This window comes from Micromonospora sp. WMMC241 (assembly GCF_027460165.1).
Classification (GTDB): Bacteria; Actinomycetota; Actinomycetes; order Mycobacteriales; family Micromonosporaceae; genus Micromonospora; species Micromonospora humi.
In genome coordinates, this window is sequence record NZ_JAPZBF010000001.1 from 1285971 (window position 1) to 1301938 (window position 15968).

Below are 15968 nucleotides of genomic sequence, written 5' to 3' on the forward strand. Positions count from 1 at the left end.
CTCAGATGCTCCTCCAGAGCCCGGCGGGCTCCTCGTCGCAGTGCGGGTGCACGTGCTCGTGGTCCGGGTCGGCGTGGTGGCCGGCCGGTTCGGGCACCGCGCCGTCGTGGGCGATCCCGCCCTGGTGCACCACCACGGCCCGGCTGATCAGCGGGCGCAGCGGCCCCAGCTCGTGGGCGACCAGCAGCACCGTGCCGCCGCCGTCGCGGAACGCGCGCAGCGCCCCGGCGAACGCCTCCTGGCTGGCCGCGTCCACCCCGGCGGTCGGCTCGTCGAGCACCAGCAGCTCCGGCCCGCCGGCCAGCGCCCGCGCGATCAGGGCACGCTGCTGCTGGCCCCCGGAGAGGGTGGCCACCGGGTCACCGGCCCGGTCGGCGAGTCCGACCGCGCGCAGCGCCGCCGCCACCGCCTCCCGGTCCGCCCGCCCGGCCGGCCGGAGCACGCCCCGGCGGGCCAGCCGCCCGGACGCCACCACCTCGGCCACCGTCGCGGGCACCCCGCCGCCGGCGCCGAGCCGCTGCGGGACGTACCCGATGCGGTGCCACTGCCGGAAGCGGCGCTGCGGCGTGCCGAAGAGGGCGACCGACCCGGCGCCGAGCGGCACCAGGCCGAGCGCGGCGCGGACCAGCGTCGACTTGCCGGAGCCGTTGGCGCCGAGCACGGCGACCACCTCGCCGGCGGTCAGGGTCAGCGAGACGTCGCGCAGCACCGGCCGGCCGTCGTAGCCGACGGTGGCGTGCGCGATCTCGAGCACCGGTGAGGTCATGAGCAGTCCAGGGCGGTTCGCAGGGTCTGGAGGTTGGCGCGCATCGCGGTGAGGTAGTCGCCCTCGGCCGGCGGGCCCTCGATCGGGTCCAGGACCGCGGTCCTCGCCCCGACCTCCCGGGCGATCGTCTCGGCGACCTTCGGGCTGACGAGCGTCTCGAAGAAGATCGTGCCGGCCCGGTGCTCCCGGGCCTCCTTCGCCACTTCGGCGAGGCGCTGCGGGGACGGCTCGGACTCCGGGGTGAGCCCGGTGAGGCCGATCTGTTCCAGCCTGTAGTGCTCGGCCAGGTAGCCGAAGGCGGTGTGGCTGGTCACGATCTCCCGGCGCTGGCAGGTACGCAGGCCCTCGGCGTACTCGGTGTCGAGCTTCGCCAGTTCGGCGCGCAGCGCGCCGGCGCGGGCGGTGTAGTCGGCGGCGTGGTCCGGATCGACAGTGCCGAGGCGCTCGGCGAGCTTGTCGCCGACGGCGGCCAGCCGGGTCGGGTCGAGCCAGAGGTGCGGGTCCTTGCCGCCGCTCTCCTCCTCGTGGCCGGCCTCGGCCTCGCCCTCGTGCTCGTGACCGCCGGCGGCGGCGTCGCGCAGCGGCGCCACGCCTGCCACGTCGAACGCCCGGTCGCCGCCGTTCTGCTCGACCGCCTCGTCCACGGCCGGCTGGAAGCCGGTCAGGTAGACGATCAGCTCGGCGTCGACCACCTGGCCGACCTGGCGGGGGTTCAGCTCCAGGTCGTGCGGCTCCGCGCCCGGCTTGGTGAGGTTGTCCACCGCCACCCGGTCGCCGCCGATCCGCTCGGTGAGGAACTGGAGCGGGTAGAACGCGGCCACCACGTCGACCTTGTCCGGGTCGGCGCCCCCGCCGGAGTCCGAGCAGGCGGCGACGCCGCCCAGGGTGAGCAGGGCGGCGGTCGCGGCGGCCAGGGCGCGGGGGGTGGCACGAACGGTCATGGAACCAACTGTCCGCGACAACGAAAATTATTGTCAAAAACGCATGCTTGCATGTCAGCGCAGGTCAGGTCCGCGGCGCGGCTCAACCGACCATCAACTTGGCCAGCGCCACCGCGATCAGCAGGGTGAGCATCAGCAGCCGGAGCACCCGGGTCGCCGGGGCCTGCACCGGCCAGGTGACCGACATCAACCAGACCAGCCCGGCGGCCAGCACCAGCAGCAGGACGCCGCCGGCCGGACCGGGCGCGAAGAGGCCGACCAGCACCAGCACCAGCGCGGCGAGGAACACCGTCGTCGGGTTGAGCCGGGCCAACCGGGACAGCACGGGACTCTGCGTACGCTGCATGCCACAAACTCTACGAGGAGGAACGCCGTGCTGGTCACCAACCGGTTCGTGGTGGACGCCGAAACGGCGGACGAGTTCACCCGGGAGGCGCTCGCCGCGCTCGCCGCGCTCGCCGCCCGCCCCGGCTACCTGCGCGGTGAGCTGCTGCGGGCGCTCGACGACCCGGCCCACTGGTGCCTGCTCACCGAGTGGGAGTCGGTCGGGGCCTACCGGCGGGCGCTCGGCGGCTTCGACGTCAAGGTCACCGCCGTACCGCTGCTCGCCCGATCGGTGGACGAACCGTCGGCGTACGAGACGCTCGCGTCCGCCGCCCCGCAGGGCGAGATCGTCGTCGCCGCCAGCGATCGGGCCGCAGGTCCGTACCGCTGAGTCCCGGGGCACTACCCTGGCGCGTATGACCGCTCCCGGACCGGCCGCACCGCCCCCGCCACCCGTGCCGCCCGGCGCGCCGCCGGCGGACCCGGGCGTCCCCGCGCCGCCGGCCGGTCCCGGCGTCGCGCCGCCGTTCGCCGCCCCGCCCACCGAGGGCGGGCGGTCCCGGCTCTGGCTCGCCCTCGGCGTCGGAGCGCTGGCCGTGCTGCTCTGCTGCGGCGGAGGCGGCGCGGCGATCGTCGGCCTGGCCGTGAGCAACGTGCAGGCGGTCGGCGAGCAGGGCCGCGCGGTCACCGACGACTACTACCAGGCCCTGGTCGCCCGGGAGTGGTCCAAGGCGTACGACCGGCTCTGCGACGACGCCCGGCGGCGCGAGTCCCGGTCGGAGTTCGCGCAGCGGGCCGCCACCGAGCCGCAGATATCCGGCTACCGGGTCGGTGAGGTCGACACCGCCTCGCTGACCGTGCCGGTGGACGTCACGCTGGCCGGCGGCCGGCGGGAGGCGCAGACCGTGACGCTGGCCCCCGACCGGCAGACGGGCGGCATGGAGGTCTGCGGGGTGAGCTGATCAGGCCCCGGTATTCTGCTGGGCTCGGGGCCGAGGCGGTCGTACCGTTGTCCCGAACAGCCCGGAATCATCCATCTCAACCGCGCCGACCGCCAGCCGGCGTAGGAGGAAACATGCCAGCCGACCGTATCGACGCCGTCGTCAGCCTCGCCAAGCGCCGGGGCTTCGTCTTCCCCTCCAGCGAGATCTACGGGGGCACCCGGTCGGCGTGGGACTACGGTCCGCTCGGCGTCGAGCTGAAGGAGAACGTCCGCCGGCAGTGGTGGAAGACCATGGTCCAGCAGCGCGACGACGTCGTCGGCCTCGACTCGGCGGTCATCCTGGCCCGCAAGGTCTGGGAGGCCAGCGGCCACATCGCCGAGTTCGTCGACCCGCTGACCGAGTGCCAGTCCTGCCACAAGCGGTTCCGCGCCGACCACCTGGAAGAGGCGTACGAGGCCAAGCACGGCAAGCCGCTGACCTCGCTGACGGAGCTGAACTGCCCCAACTGCGGCAACAAGGGCACCTTCACCGAGCCGAAGATGTTCAACGGCCTGATGAAGACCTACCTGGGCCCGGTGGAGAGCGACGAGGGCCTGCACTACCTGCGCCCGGAGACCGCCCAGGGCATCTTCGTCAACTACAAGAACGTGGAGACGGTCGCCCGCAAGAAGCCGCCGTTCGGCATCGCGCAGACCGGCAAGTCGTTCCGCAACGAGATCACCCCGGGCAACTTCATCTTCCGTACGCGTGAGTTCGAGCAGATGGAGATGGAGTTCTTCGTCGAGCCGGGCACCGACGAGCAGTGGCACGAATACTGGCTCTCCGAGCGCTGGAACTGGTATCTCGACCTGGGCCTGTCCGAGGAGAACCTGCGCTTCTACGAGCACCCCAAGGAGAAGCTCTCCCACTACTCGAAGCGCACCGTCGACATCGAGTACAAGTTCCAGTTCGGCGGCACCGAGTTCGCCGAGCTGGAGGGCATCGCCAACCGCACCGACTTCGACCTGTCCACGCACAGCAAGCACTCCGGCGTCGACCTGTCGTACTTCGACCAGGCCAAGGGCGAGCGCTGGATGCCGTACGTGATCGAGCCGGCCGCCGGCCTCACCCGCGCGGTGCTGGCGTTCCTGCTGGAGGCGTACGACGAGGACGAGGCGCCGAACACCAAGGGCGGCGTGGACAAGCGCACCGTGATGCGCTTCGACCCGCGGCTGGCCCCGGTCAAGGTGGCGGTGCTGCCGCTGTCCCGCAACGAGGCGCTCTCGCCCAAGGCCAAGCAGCTCGCCGCCGACCTGCGCAAGCGCTGGGTGGTCGAGTTCGACGACTCGCAGGCGATCGGCCGCCGCTACCGCCGGCAGGACGAGATCGGCACCCCGTTCTGCGTCACCGTCGACTTCGACACGCTCGACGACGACGCGGTGACGGTCCGCAACCGGGACACGATGGCCCAGGAGCGCGTCGCCCTGGACCAGGTGGAGCGCTACCTGATCGAGCGCCTCCCCGGCTGCTGAGGTGTAAGGCGGGGCCCCTTCTTAACGTCTCCGGTCGAGAAGGGGCCCCTTCTCACACCTGCTCCGGCGGTGGCTCGACGCGTACGTCGAGGGTGGCGGCGACGCCCCGCCGTGATTCGTACGCCTCCTCGACCGTCCGCCGCACCAGCGCCGGGCTCCGCCGGATCTGCGCCGGCGTGAAGTGCAGGATCAGCACCCCCGACCGGCTCAGCTCGTTGTGCCGGTCGAGCGTGCGCGCCCAGTCGCCCGGGGTGAAGTGGAACTCCTGCGAGTCGACCTCCAGCGCCACCGCCGCGTCCGCCAGGTAGCCGTCCGGCGTGGGCAGCCGCCGCCCGTCCCCGGCGCACAGCCGCGGGTTCCAGAGCAGCTCCGGCAGCAGCCGGCTGCCGGCCAGGCACTCTCGCAGCTCGGCCTCGGGCGCGGACCGGGCACCGGCGACGACCTCGGCGAACGCCTTGCGGACCAGGGCCGTCCGGCTCCGCCGCGCCCGCCGGATCTCCTCGTCGAGCGCGGCGAGGTCGGTGAACCCGCGCTGCACCGACTCGGCCACGATCGCCCGTACCGGACGCAGCTGCCGCAGGTCGCGGGCCGCGTCGACCACCGCGCGGGCGGGCGAGCAGACCGGATAGAGCGCCGTGTGCCGGGCCTTGTCGTCGACCGCCAGCGCGCGGGCGATCACCGCGTGGCCGGACGACCTCCGCCGGGCCCGGTGCGGCACGACCAGGTGTACGTCGTCGGTCGGCGGCCCGTACCGGAAGCCGTACCAGCGCAGCGCGGCCAGCCCGGTGAGCTGGGCCTCGGGGCCTGCGTACAGGGCGGCGGAGATCCGCCGCTGCTCCTCGGTCAACGTGCCGGTGACCAGCGCGTACGTGGCCGGCAGCACGCGTTGCCACAGCCCGCGGCGGGTCTGCCGGTAGAGGAACATGTCGTCGAAGCCGGCGGCGAGCAACTGGGGTGGACACCGCCCGCTTGTGGAGCACCCCGCCACCTCACCTGATCTGTGATATGCGCCGTGTTAACAGGGGGCCCCGCCTATGCAGAAGGCGTTAACAGGGGGCCCCTCCTTACACTTGGGCGGTGGATGCGCTGAAGATCGGGCCGTACGAGGTGTGGCCGCCGGTGGTGCTCGCGCCGATGGCCGGCATCACCAACGTCGGCTTCCGGCGACTCTGCCGTGAGCAGGGCGGCGGCATCTACGTCTGCGAGATGATCACCACCCGGGCGCTCGTCGAGCGGAACCCGAAGACGCTGCGCATGATCGCGTTCGGCGCCGAGGAGCACCCCCGCAGCCTCCAGCTCTACGGCACCGACCCGGAGATCACCGCCGCCGCCGTCCGGATCGTGGTCGAGCGGGATCTCGCCGACCACATCGACCTCAACTTCGGCTGCCCGGTTCCCAAGGTCACCCGCCGGGGCGGCGGCTCCGCGCTGCCGTGGCGGCGCCGGCTCTTCGCCCGGCTGGTCAGGGCCGCGGTGGACGCCGCGTCGCCCGCCGGGGTGCCGGTCACGGTCAAGATGCGCAAGGGCATCGACGACGACCACCTGACGTACGTCGAGGCCGGGCTCGCCGCCCAGGACGCCGGCGTCGCGGCGGTCGCCCTGCACGGGCGTACGGCGGCGCAGCGTTACTCGGGCACCGCCGACTGGGACGCCATCGCCACCCTCAAGGCGGCGCTCGACGTGCCGGTGCTCGGCAACGGCGACATCTGGGAGGGCGAGGACGCGCTGCGGATGGTCGCCCACACCGGGGTGGACGGCGTGGTGGTGGGGCGCGGTTGCCTGGGCCGGCCGTGGCTCTTCGCCGACCTGGAGGCCGCGTTCGACGGCCGCACCGACCGGCGGCTGCCGACCCTCGGCGAGGTGGCGGTGACCATGCGGCGGCACGCCGAGTTGCTGGTGGAGCAGTTCGTGGCCGGGGCCCGCACCCCGGCCCGGGGCGAGCGGGACGGCTGCACCGACTTCCGCAAGCACGTGGCCTGGTATCTGAAGGGTTTCCCGATCGGCAGCGAACTGCGTCGTTCGCTCGCCATGATCGACAGCCTGGCCCAGCTCGACGACCTGCTCGGCAAGCTCGACCCGGAGGTGCCGTTCCCGGTCGAGACGTTGGGCCAGCCGCGTGGCCGCACCAACTCCCCGGGCAAGGTCTCCCTGCCCGACGGCTGGCTGGACAGCCGCGACGACGACACTCCGCCGGAGGGCGCCGAGCTGGACGACTCGGGCGGCTGATCCGGGTACGCAGAAGGGCCCGACCCCCGCGGGGGTCGGGCCCTTCTGCACTCGGTCAGGAGCTGTAGCCGCGGCTGGCGATCCAGTGCGCCAGGGCGTCCACGTCCATCCGGTAGGAGGCCATGTCCGGGTTCGCCGAGTCGGCGATCGTCACGACCTTCCCACCGTCGCGGTAGCCCACCACGCTGATGTAGTGGCCACCCTCGAAGGAGTGGGTGTTGCCGTCGGTGTCGGTCGCGGTGCCGGCGATGTTGGCCACCACGGCCCGTCCGTCGTCCACCGCGCGCACCACGTCGGCGCGCAGCTTGTCGGCCTTGTCGCGGGCCTTGTCCACCGGGATCTCGGTGGACCGGTAGACGTCCTTGCCGGTCTCCTTGTTCAGCACCGGGGTGATGTCGTTGATCGAGTTGGTGCCGGACTCGGTGGTGCCCATCTCCTTGGCCATGGCGTCCACGTCGATGTTCTTGCCCTGCACGGACAGGGCGTTGCGGGCCGCGGCGGGGCCGCAGAAGTAGAAGTTGGGCTGCGCCTCGTAGCGCACGTCGAGCTCCCGCTCGCCGTGGCCCTTGCGGTCCACGACGACCTGGGCGGCGCGCTCGGCCGGGGTGGCCTGGGCGGCGATGGCGGGGCCGGCGATGCCACCGGCGGTGGCGGCGATCCCGGCGACGGTCAGCGCGGTCTTGCGGATCAGATCGGTACGCATGATGCGACTCCTCTGCGTTCGGGGGTGTGCGGCACGGGGGGGGGGGGGGGGGGGGCGCCGCGGGGGAGGTCTGCGCCGCGCGGCGGTCAGCGGTGGCGACCTGCTCGGGGCGGCTCGGGGGTATAACCACCGGGCGGGGCCCGGCATTCCGGGGCCGGCGCTTCGCGGCGGGCTCCCGGGGGTGAGCCTTGTTCAACGCCCGGGGCCGGGGAGGCATTCCGGCCGGCGGCCCCGGCCCGCCCGACCGACCCGGACCCGCCGGACATCCCTCGCGTCCGAGTCGCCGCGCCACCCTCGACCACCCGGCGAATCCGACGCACCCCCCGGTAGTCCGACGCCGGGCCGCCGCACCGAACGGGGCCTGCCGTCACCGACCTCCCCGACCGGGCGGTCTGCCGGCATCCGGGCGCAGCCGCCGACTCGCGCGTCTCGTCCCCGATGTCCGGTTCCGCGCCCGTCGATCATGAAGTCGACGGCAGTTGCGGTCCGATTTGTCGCCGCCAACTTCATGATCAACGAGGTGGGTGGGGTGGGGTGGGTGGTGGTCAGGTTGCGGCGGGGGTCTTGTCCAGGAAGCCGAGCACCGCGCGTACCCGGCCCTCGGTGTCGTGGACCGCCACGTCGAAGCCGACCGCGACGGAGTCGCCGCCCGTGGCGGGCACCAGCTCCCAGCCGAACCGGACCACGTCATGGTGACCGTCGACCGGGCCGTGCGGGCGCAGCACGTGGCCCGGGAAGGTCTGCTGGACGCCGGCGATGGCAGCCGCGATCTGCTCACGCCCGCGCACCTCGGCCAGCGGGTCGACGTAGGTGGCGTCGGGGGTGAAGAGGGCGCCGACGGCCGCCGCGCGGGCGTCGGCGTCCGTCTCGTTCCACACGGCGAGGTAGCGGTCGACCCGGTCGGAGTACGCGTTCATCGGTGTCGTCCCTTCGTCGTTCGGTGACGCCGGGAACTCTGGCACCGGCCGTGCGGGCGTGTCGATTACCCGGCAGGTAAGGGCGCGGACCCGGCGATGCGTGGCCGTCGGCGTTACCCGGGGGGTAATCGACACGGTGGCGCGGCACCGGGCAGGGTGGTGCCGAGGACCCACCACGCGAGCATCACGAGAGACGGGGAACCGATGTCCACGTACCGTGCCCCGGCGTCGCCGGAGCTGCCGTGACCGCCGCGACGCACCCGGCCGGCGCCGCCTCCGCCGGGGAGGCCCTGCGGCGGTGGCGGGAGCTGCGCCGGCTCAGCCAACTGGAGCTGTCCGTCCGGGCGGAGGTGTCCACCCGGCACCTGAGCTTCGTCGAGACCGGGCGCTCCCGGCCCAGCCGGGAGATGGTGCTGCGGCTGGCCGATCCGCTGGACCTGCCGCTGCGCGAACGCAACCGGCTGCTGCTGGCCGCCGGGTACGCCCCGGCGTACCCGGAGACCGCGCTGGCCGCGCCGCGGCTGGCCGCGGTCCGGGCGGCGGTCCGGCGGGTGCTGGTCGGCCACGAGCCCTACCCGGCGGCCGTGATCGACCGGGGGTGGCACCTGGTGGACGCCAACGACAGCCTGGCGGTGCTCACCGAGCGGGTGGCGCCCGACCTGCTGGCCGGCCGGGTGAACGTGCTGCGGGTCAGCCTGCACCCGGACGGGCTGGCCCCGCACATCGTCAACCTCGCCGAGTGGCGGGGGCACCTCCTGGACCGGCTGGCCCGGCAGGTGGAGTCGACCGGCGACGTGGAGCTGGCGGCGCTGGAGGAGGAACTGCGCGGCTATCCGGGCGACGGCCCGGACCGGGCCGTGGGGTCGTCCGGCCCGGACGGGATCGTGGTGCCGCTGCGGCTGCGGCACGAGGGCGGGGAGCTGTGCTTCCTCGGCACCGTCGCGACCTTCGGCACGCCGCTGGACGTCACGGTGGCTGAGCTGTCCATCGAGTCGTTCTATCCTGCCGACGAGCGCACGGCCGCCGTGCTCCGGGAACGCGCCGGGAGCTGACCGGTCACGCCGCGGCCTCCGCCCGCCCCTCGGCGTGCCGCGGGAACCGGGCCGGCCAGGGGATCTCGGGGGCGGGGTGGAAGGCGATCCCGGCGGCGGTCCACCGCGGGCCGTGGCCGGCGAGCCGCTCCCGGAAGCCGGCCCAGTCGTGCGTGGCGCGGGGCGACCACCCCAGCTCGGCGATCGCGGGCAGGCGCGGGAACATCATGAACTCGATCTCGGCGGGGGTGGTCACCGTCTCGGTCCACAGCGGCGCCTCCACACCCAGCACGGCGGCTTCGGGTACGCCGGCGACGTGCGCGCCGGGGTCCCAGTCGTACGCCCGGCGCACGTCGACCAGGCCGGCCCAGTCGTGCCCGATCGGGGTGTCGGGGGCGTACTTCATGTCCAGGTAGGCGCGGTTGCCGGGGGAGAGGATGAGCCGGGCGCCCCGGCGTACCGCGTCGGCCGTCTCGGGGTCGTCGCCGTTCGTGCCCCACCACTGCAGGACGCGCCCGTCGACGTGCCCGGCCGGGGCGAGCTGGTGCCAGCCGACGACCGTCTTGCCGGTGGCCGCGACCAGCGCCTGGGCCCGTTCGACGAAGGCGCGGTAGCTCGCGGCCGGCACCTTGAACGCCTCGTCGCCGCCGAGGTGCAGCCACGGGCCGGGGGTCAGCGCGGCCACCTCGCCGAACACGTCGGCGACGAAGGCGTACGTCCGCTCGTCGGCCGGGTCGACGTAGCTGAACCCGACCTCGGTGCCGGTGTACGGCGGCGGCGCGGTCTTGCCGGGCGCCAGCTCGGGGTAGGCGACCAGCGCCGCGTTGGTGTGCCCGGGCAGGTCGATCTCGGGCACCACTGTCACGTGGCGACGGGCGGCGTACGCGACGATCCGGCGGTAGTCGTCCCGGGTGTACCGGCCGCCCGGCGCGCCGCCGACCGCGGTGGCCCCGCCGACCTCGGCGAGCCGGGGCCAGGAGTCGACAGCGATCCGCCAGCCCTGGTCGTCGGTGAGGTGCAGATGCAGGTGGTTGAGCTTGTAGCGGGCCAGGTGGTCGACCACCCGCAGCACGTCGTCCACGCCGAAGAAGTGCCGGGCGACGTCGAGCATGGCGCCCCGGTAGGCGAAGCGCGGCCGGTCGACGACGGTGCCGCCGGGCACCGCCCAGCGCGCCGTGACCGGGGCGGCGCTCTCGATCGCCGCCGGCAGGAGCTGCCGCAACGTCTGCGCGCCGTGGAACAGCCCGGCCGGGGTGGCGGCGGTGATCCGGACGCCGGCTGGGGTGACGTCGAGCCGATAGCCCTCGTCCCCGAGCGCCACGTCGGCGCCGTCCGCGTCGTCGCCGTCCGCGTCGGCCCGGGCCGTGCCGACGGAGGCCGCGCGGTCGGCCGGCGGGCGCGGGGCCGGCGCGCCCGGGGCGAGCGGGCTCCCCGACGGCGCGGTGGCGTCGGTCGCCGCGAGGGTGAGCGTCAGCGGGCCGTCCGGCCCCGGGTCGACCGCGTCGGTCACCGGGAGCGGGAAGCCGGTGGCCGGGCGGAGCCAGCCGGCGAGCTGCTCGGCCACGTCGAGGCCGGCGACGCCGACCCGGATGAAGGCGTCCGGCGGCAGCGTGAAGTCGCCCGTCGGGTCGGGGAGCACCCGCTCGGGCGCCGGCACCACGTCGCCGAGGCGGACCGGTGCGGGCGGGGCGAGCTGCCCGGCGGCCCGGTCGGCGGCGACGCGGGCCAGCTCGCCGGCCGCGGCCGGGGTGGCGGGCAGGTCGGCGCCGACACCGGGTGACAGGTCGGGCGCGTCGCCGGCGGGCGACGGGACGGTGGGGTGGGTCTCGGTCGGCTGCGGCCCGGTCTCGGGGGCTGCGGGGTTGGTCGGCACGGCGACGGCTCCGAGGGGTGTATTCGTGCGGGATATGGCAAAGGTCAGGTTCGGCGATATCCGGTGCCGTCAAGGGTACGAGGGGAATCGGAATTGCGTGATCGTGCGCGTGGAAGCGTTCCCAGAAACCCGTACGGACGCGGGCAGTGGTGACTGTTGTGCCGATTGTCACCGAACGGTCCCAGGCCTCGCGAAGTTCGCTTAACCTTCGCCCACCGATCGCTGACGAGCCGGGATTACCGGTGGTCGCTCCCGGGGTATGTCCGAACTGAACCTTCGTTAAGTGTCAATGGCGCGCGTGGGAGGCTCTGGTGGCAGCGAAAGAGGAAACGGTCGAGGGTAAGTACGTCTACGACTTCGCCGAGGGCAACAAGGACCTCAAGGACCTGCTCGGCGGCAAGGGGGCCAACCTGGCCGAGATGACCAACCTCGGCCTGCCCGTCCCGCCCGGCTTCACCATCACCACCGAGGCCTGCAAGGCGTACCTCATGACCGGGCGCGAGCCGGACGGCCTCGCCGGGCAGATCGAGGCGCACCTGGAGTCCCTGGAACGCGAGATGGGCCGCCGGCTCGGTGACCCGGACGACCCGCTGCTGGTCTCGGTACGCTCCGGCGCCAAGTTCTCCATGCCCGGCATGATGGAGACGGTCCTCAACGTCGGCCTCAACGACCGCAGCGTCATCGGCCTGAGCACCCAGGCGGGTGGGAACGATCGGTTCGCCTGGGACTCCTACCGCCGGCTCATCCAGATGTTCGGCAAGACCGTCTGCGAGGTGCCCGGCGAGGAGTTCGAGCACGCGCTCGACGAGGCCAAGCACGCCAAGGGCACGCAGAACGACCTCGACCTGGACGCCGACGACCTGCGTGCGCTGGTCGACGCGTACAAGAAGATCTTCGCCAAGCACACCGGGCGCGAGTTCCCGCAGGAGCCGCGGGAGCAGCTCGACCTGGCCATCCGCGCGGTCTTCGACTCGTGGAACGCGGAGCGGGCCATCCTCTACCGCCGGCAGGAGCGCATCCCGGCCGACCTGGGCACCGCCGTCAACGTGGTCACCATGGTCTTCGGCAACCTCGGGCCCGACTCCGGCACCGGCGTCGCGTTCACCCGCGACCCGGGCAGCGGCGCGCAGGGCATCTACGGCGACTACCTGGCCAACGCCCAGGGCGAGGACGTGGTGGCCGGCATCCGCAACACCGTGCCGTTGCAGGAGCTGGAGCAGCTCGACAAGACCTCCTACGACCAGCTGCTCGGCATCATGGCCCGGCTGGAGGAGCACTACAAGGACCTCTGCGACATCGAGTTCACCATCGAGCGCGGCAAACTCTGGATGCTGCAGACCCGGGTCGGCAAGCGCACCGCCGCCGCCGCGTTCGTCATCGCCGGCCAGCTCGTCGACGAGGGCCTGATCGACCTGGACGAGGCGCTGCACCGGGTCAACGGCGCGCAGCTCGCCCAGCTGATGTTCCCGCGCTTCCAACTCGACCACGACTTCCAGCCGGTGGCCAGGGGCATCGGCGCGTCGCCCGGCGCGGCGTCCGGCAAGGTGGTCTTCACCTCGGCCCGCGCCGTCGAACTGGCCGCCGAGGGCGAGTCGGTGATCCTGGTCCGCCGGGAGACCAACCCGGACGACCTCAACGGCATGATCGCCGCCAAGGGCATCCTCACCTCGCGCGGCGGCAAGACCAGCCACGCCGCCGTGGTGGCCCGCGGCATGGGCAAGACCTGCGTCTCCGGCGCCGACGAGCTGGAGGTGAACGTCCCGGCGAAGAAGTTCACCGTCGGCGGGCACACCGTCGGCGAGGGCGACGTGGTCTCGATCGACGGCACCACCGGCAGGGTCTACCTCGGCGAGGTGCCGGTCACGCCGTCCGAGGTGGTGCAGTACTTCGAGGGCGAACTCGACCCGGAGACCACCGACGACCCGCTGGTCCGGGCCGTACACCGGATCATGACGCACGCCGACGCGGCGCGGCGGCTGCGCGTGCGGACGAACGCCGACACCGGCGCGGACGCGGCGCGGGCCCGGCGCTTCGGCGCCGAGGGCATCGGCCTGTGCCGCACCGAGCACATGTTCCTCGGCGACCGCCGGGAGCTTGTCGAACGGCTCATCCTCGCCGGAGGCGGGCGGGAGCGGGACGAGGCGCTCGCCGCGCTGCTGCCGTTGCAGCGGGCCGACTTCGTGGAGATCTTCCGGGAGATGGACGGGCTGCCGGTCACCGTCCGGCTGATCGACCCGCCGCTGCACGAGTTCCTGCCCCCGCTGGAGCAGCTCGCGGTCAACGTCGCGGTCGCCCAGGAGCGCGGCGAGGACGTGGCCAAGGAGGAGGCGCTGCTCTCCGCCGTGCGCCGGATGCACGAGGAGAACCCGATGCTCGGCCTGCGCGGGGTCCGGCTCGGCCTGGTCATCCCGGGCCTGTTCGCCATGCAGGTCCGCGCCATCGCCGAGGCCGCCGTCGCGGTCGCCCGCGACGGCGGGGCGGCCTGCCCGGAGATCATGGTGCCGCTGGTCGGCGCCGTGCAGGAGCTGGAGACGGTACGCGCCGAGGCCGAGAAGATCATCGCCGAGGTGGTCGGGGACAGCGGCGTCGACGTGCTGATCGGCACGATGATCGAGGTGCCCCGGGCGGCGCTGACCGCCGGGCAGATCGCCGAGGCGGCCGAGTTCTTCTCCTTCGGCACCAACGACCTGACCCAGATGGGCTGGGGCTTCTCCCGTGACGACGTCGAGGGCGCGTTCTTCTGGCGCTACCTGGAGCTGGGCATCTTCGGCATCTCGCCGTTCGAGTCGATCGACGCCGACGGCGTCGGCCGGTTGGTCCGGATCGCCGCCGAGGAGGGCCGGGCGGCCCGACCCGGGCTGAAGCTCGGCGTCTGCGGCGAGCACGGCGGCGACCCGGACTCGGTGCACTTCTTCCACGAGGTCGGACTGGACTACGTCTCCTGCTCGCCGTTCCGGGTGCCGGTGGCCCGGCTGGAGGCCGGGCGCGCGGCGATCAGCACGACCGGCTCCGACTCCCGCTGAGCGCTCCCCGGACGGGCCGCCGGTGACCACCGGCGGCCCGCCTGGCGCGCCGTTCGGGTCACCCCGGCGTAACCTGAGCTTCCGCCACGTGTTGATCGGGAGGGATGGCCGCATGACCGCCGTCTGGGAGAACCTGGTTGTCGACGCCCGGGACCCGTCCCGGCTCGCCCGCTGGTGGGCCGAGGCGCTGGGCTACCAGGTGATCACCGACAAGCCCGACGAGGTGGAGATCCGCCGGACCCCCGACACGCTCCCGGGCCTGGTCTTCGTCCCGGTCTCCGGGCCGAAGCCGGGCAAGAACCGGCTGCACGTCGACCTCCGCCCGACGGACCAGGAGGCCGAGGTGGAACGGCTCGTCGACATGGGCGCGCGGCACGTCGACATCGGGCAGGGAGACGTGGAGTGGACCGTGCTGGCCGACCCCGAGGGCAACGAGTTCTGCGTCCTCCGTGCACGCTGACGACGCGGCGCGGCTGGTCGCCGAGGCGCCCAAGGACACCGGGTACGGCCGGTCGCCGTTCGAACGCGACCGGGCCCGGGTGCTGCACTCGGCGGCGTTCCGCCGGCTCGCCGCGAAGACCCAGGTGCACGCCGCCGGCACCGACGACTTCCTGCGTACCCGGCTGACCCATTCGCTGGAGGTGGCGCAGATCGCCCGCGAGATGGGCGCGCGGCTCGGGTGCGACCCCGACGTGGTGGACACCGCCGGGCTCGCCCACGACCTGGGCCACCCGCCGTTCGGCCACAACGGCGAGTACGCCCTGGACGAGCTGGCCGCCGCCGCCGGCGGCTTCGAGGGCAACGCGCAGACGCTGCGGGTGCTGACCCGGCTGGAGGCGAAGGTGCTCACCCCGGACGGGCGGTCCGCCGGGCTGAACCTGACCCGGGCCGCACTCGACGCGATCGGCAAGTATCCGTGGCCGCGCCGGCCCGGCGAGCGCAAGTTCGGGGTGTACGCCGACGACCGGCCGGTCTTCGACTGGCTGCGCGCCGGCGCACCGCCCGGCGACCGGCGCTGCCTGGAGGCCCAGGTGATGGACTGGGCCGACGACGTGGCCTACTCGGTGCACGACGTCGAGGACGGCATCCACGGCGGGTACGTCGACCTGCGCCCGCTGCTGGCCGTCGACGACGAGCGGCGGGCGCTCTGCGCCGACGTGGCGTCCGCCTACTCCGGCGAGGCGCCGGAGGACCTGGGCGAGGTGCTGGGCGAACTGCTCGCCGACCCGGTGCTCGCCCCGCTCGCCGCGTACGACGGCAGCCACCGGTCGCTGGCCGCGTTGAAGGCCACCACGAGCGTGCTCACCGGCCGGTTCGTGTCGACGGTGGTGGCCGCCACCGAGGCGCGCCACGGCGCCGGCCCGCACCGCCGCTACGCCGCCGACCTGGTGGTGCCGCGCCGGATCCGGGCGCAGTGCGCGCTGCTCAAGGGCATCGCCCTGCGCTACGTGATGCGCCGCCCCGGTGCCAGTGGCCGGTACGACCGGCAGCGGGAACTCCTCGCCGAGCTGGTCGCCGCGCTGCTCGACCGCGCCCCGGACGCGCTCGACGAGGTCTTCGCGCCGCTCTGGCGGGACGCGGCGGACGACGCCGCGCGGCTGCGCGTGGTGATCGACCAGGTGGCCTCGCTCACCGACCCGGCCGCGCTGGCCTGGCACGCCCGGCTGGTGTCGCCGAGCTGACCGCCCGCCCGGCGGGTACGGCCGGCA

The 15968-nt window shown here is 73.6% G+C and carries 15 protein-coding genes; 8 read left to right on the forward strand and 7 right to left on the reverse strand.

Features of this window, described 5'->3' with window-relative positions; all coding sequences use genetic code 11:
- Nucleotide 1: 1 nt before the first annotated feature.
- The 3 genes from O7598_RS06220 to O7598_RS06230 all read right to left on the reverse strand — a co-directional run bounded on the left by O7598_RS06220 (nucleotide 2) and on the right by O7598_RS06230 (nucleotide 2053).
- A complete protein-coding gene (locus O7598_RS06220) occupies nucleotides 2–766 on the reverse strand; it encodes a metal ABC transporter ATP-binding protein (protein ID WP_269690403.1) in 765 nt (254 codons plus the stop codon).
- The gene (locus tag O7598_RS06225; RefSeq protein ID WP_269690404.1) at nucleotides 763–1707 is read right to left on the reverse strand and encodes a metal ABC transporter substrate-binding protein; all 945 of its coding nucleotides are present in this window, start codon (nucleotides 1705–1707) and stop codon (nucleotides 763–765) included. The genes O7598_RS06220 and O7598_RS06225 overlap by 4 nt, the downstream gene beginning before the upstream one ends.
- Nucleotides 1708–1789: 82 nt before the next feature.
- Nucleotides 1790–2053, reverse strand: a complete 264-nt coding sequence (locus O7598_RS06230) for a DUF6703 family protein (RefSeq protein WP_091071275.1) — start codon at nucleotides 2051–2053, stop codon at nucleotides 1790–1792.
- A gap of 27 nt (nucleotides 2054–2080) precedes the next feature.
- Here O7598_RS06230 and O7598_RS06235 point away from each other — a divergent pair, with 27 nt between their 5' ends.
- The 3 genes from O7598_RS06235 to O7598_RS06245 all read left to right on the forward strand — a co-directional run bounded on the left by O7598_RS06235 (nucleotide 2081) and on the right by O7598_RS06245 (nucleotide 4486).
- A complete protein-coding gene (locus O7598_RS06235) occupies nucleotides 2081–2422 on the forward strand; it encodes an antibiotic biosynthesis monooxygenase family protein (RefSeq protein WP_269690405.1) in 342 nt (113 codons plus the stop codon).
- A 25-nt stretch (nucleotides 2423–2447) separates the two neighbouring features.
- Entirely contained in the window at nucleotides 2448–2993 is a 546-nt protein-coding gene (locus O7598_RS06240) for an Rv0361 family membrane protein (RefSeq protein WP_269690406.1), read from the forward strand.
- Between the two features lie 113 nt (nucleotides 2994–3106).
- Nucleotides 3107–4486, forward strand: a complete 1380-nt coding sequence (locus O7598_RS06245) for a glycine--tRNA ligase (RefSeq protein WP_269690407.1) — start codon at nucleotides 3107–3109, stop codon at nucleotides 4484–4486.
- A 52-nt stretch (nucleotides 4487–4538) separates the two neighbouring features.
- Here O7598_RS06245 and O7598_RS06250 read toward each other — a convergent pair whose 3' ends face one another.
- Entirely contained in the window at nucleotides 4539–5435 is an 897-nt protein-coding gene (locus O7598_RS06250) for a hypothetical protein (protein ID WP_269690408.1), read from the reverse strand.
- 128 nt (nucleotides 5436–5563) lie between these two features.
- On the opposite strand from O7598_RS06250, the gene dusB reads away from it, so the two are divergent.
- Nucleotides 5564–6712: a tRNA dihydrouridine synthase DusB gene (gene dusB, locus O7598_RS06255; protein WP_269690409.1), complete on the forward strand. Its 1149-nt coding sequence runs from the start codon at nucleotides 5564–5566 to the stop codon at nucleotides 6710–6712.
- Between the two features lie 55 nt (nucleotides 6713–6767).
- Here dusB and O7598_RS06260 read toward each other — a convergent pair whose 3' ends face one another.
- Both O7598_RS06260 and O7598_RS06265 read right to left on the reverse strand, forming a co-directional pair.
- Entirely contained in the window at nucleotides 6768–7415 is a 648-nt protein-coding gene (locus tag O7598_RS06260) for a C39 family peptidase (RefSeq protein ID WP_269690410.1), read from the reverse strand.
- A gap of 545 nt (nucleotides 7416–7960) precedes the next feature.
- Nucleotides 7961–8332, reverse strand: a complete 372-nt coding sequence (locus tag O7598_RS06265) for a nuclear transport factor 2 family protein (RefSeq protein WP_269690411.1) — start codon at nucleotides 8330–8332, stop codon at nucleotides 7961–7963.
- A gap of 242 nt (nucleotides 8333–8574) precedes the next feature.
- Here O7598_RS06265 and O7598_RS06270 point away from each other — a divergent pair, with 242 nt between their 5' ends.
- Nucleotides 8575–9384 carry a helix-turn-helix domain-containing protein gene (locus tag O7598_RS06270; RefSeq protein WP_269690412.1) on the forward strand — a complete coding sequence of 270 codons (810 nt, stop codon included), beginning with the start codon at nucleotides 8575–8577 and terminating at the stop codon, nucleotides 9382–9384.
- Nucleotides 9385–9388: 4 nt separating this feature from the next.
- On the opposite strand, the gene O7598_RS06275 is transcribed toward O7598_RS06270, so the two are convergent.
- A complete protein-coding gene (locus tag O7598_RS06275; RefSeq protein WP_269694768.1) occupies nucleotides 9389–11146 on the reverse strand; it encodes a family 20 glycosylhydrolase in 1758 nt (585 codons plus the stop codon).
- 401 nt (nucleotides 11147–11547) lie between these two features.
- Here O7598_RS06275 and ppdK point away from each other — a divergent pair, with 401 nt between their 5' ends.
- From ppdK to O7598_RS06290, 3 genes are all read left to right on the forward strand, one after another.
- The gene (ppdK, locus tag O7598_RS06280; protein ID WP_269690413.1) at nucleotides 11548–14259 is read left to right on the forward strand and encodes a pyruvate, phosphate dikinase; all 2712 of its coding nucleotides are present in this window, start codon (nucleotides 11548–11550) and stop codon (nucleotides 14257–14259) included.
- 112 nt (nucleotides 14260–14371) lie between these two features.
- Nucleotides 14372–14719 carry a VOC family protein gene (locus O7598_RS06285; protein ID WP_269690414.1) on the forward strand — a complete coding sequence of 116 codons (348 nt, stop codon included), beginning with the start codon at nucleotides 14372–14374 and terminating at the stop codon, nucleotides 14717–14719.
- On the forward strand, nucleotides 14709–15941 hold the full coding sequence (locus O7598_RS06290; protein WP_269690415.1) for a deoxyguanosinetriphosphate triphosphohydrolase: 1233 nt from the start codon (nucleotides 14709–14711) through the stop codon (nucleotides 15939–15941). Before O7598_RS06285 ends, O7598_RS06290 begins: the two co-directional genes overlap by 11 nt.
- Nucleotides 15942–15968: the final 27 nt, after the last annotated feature.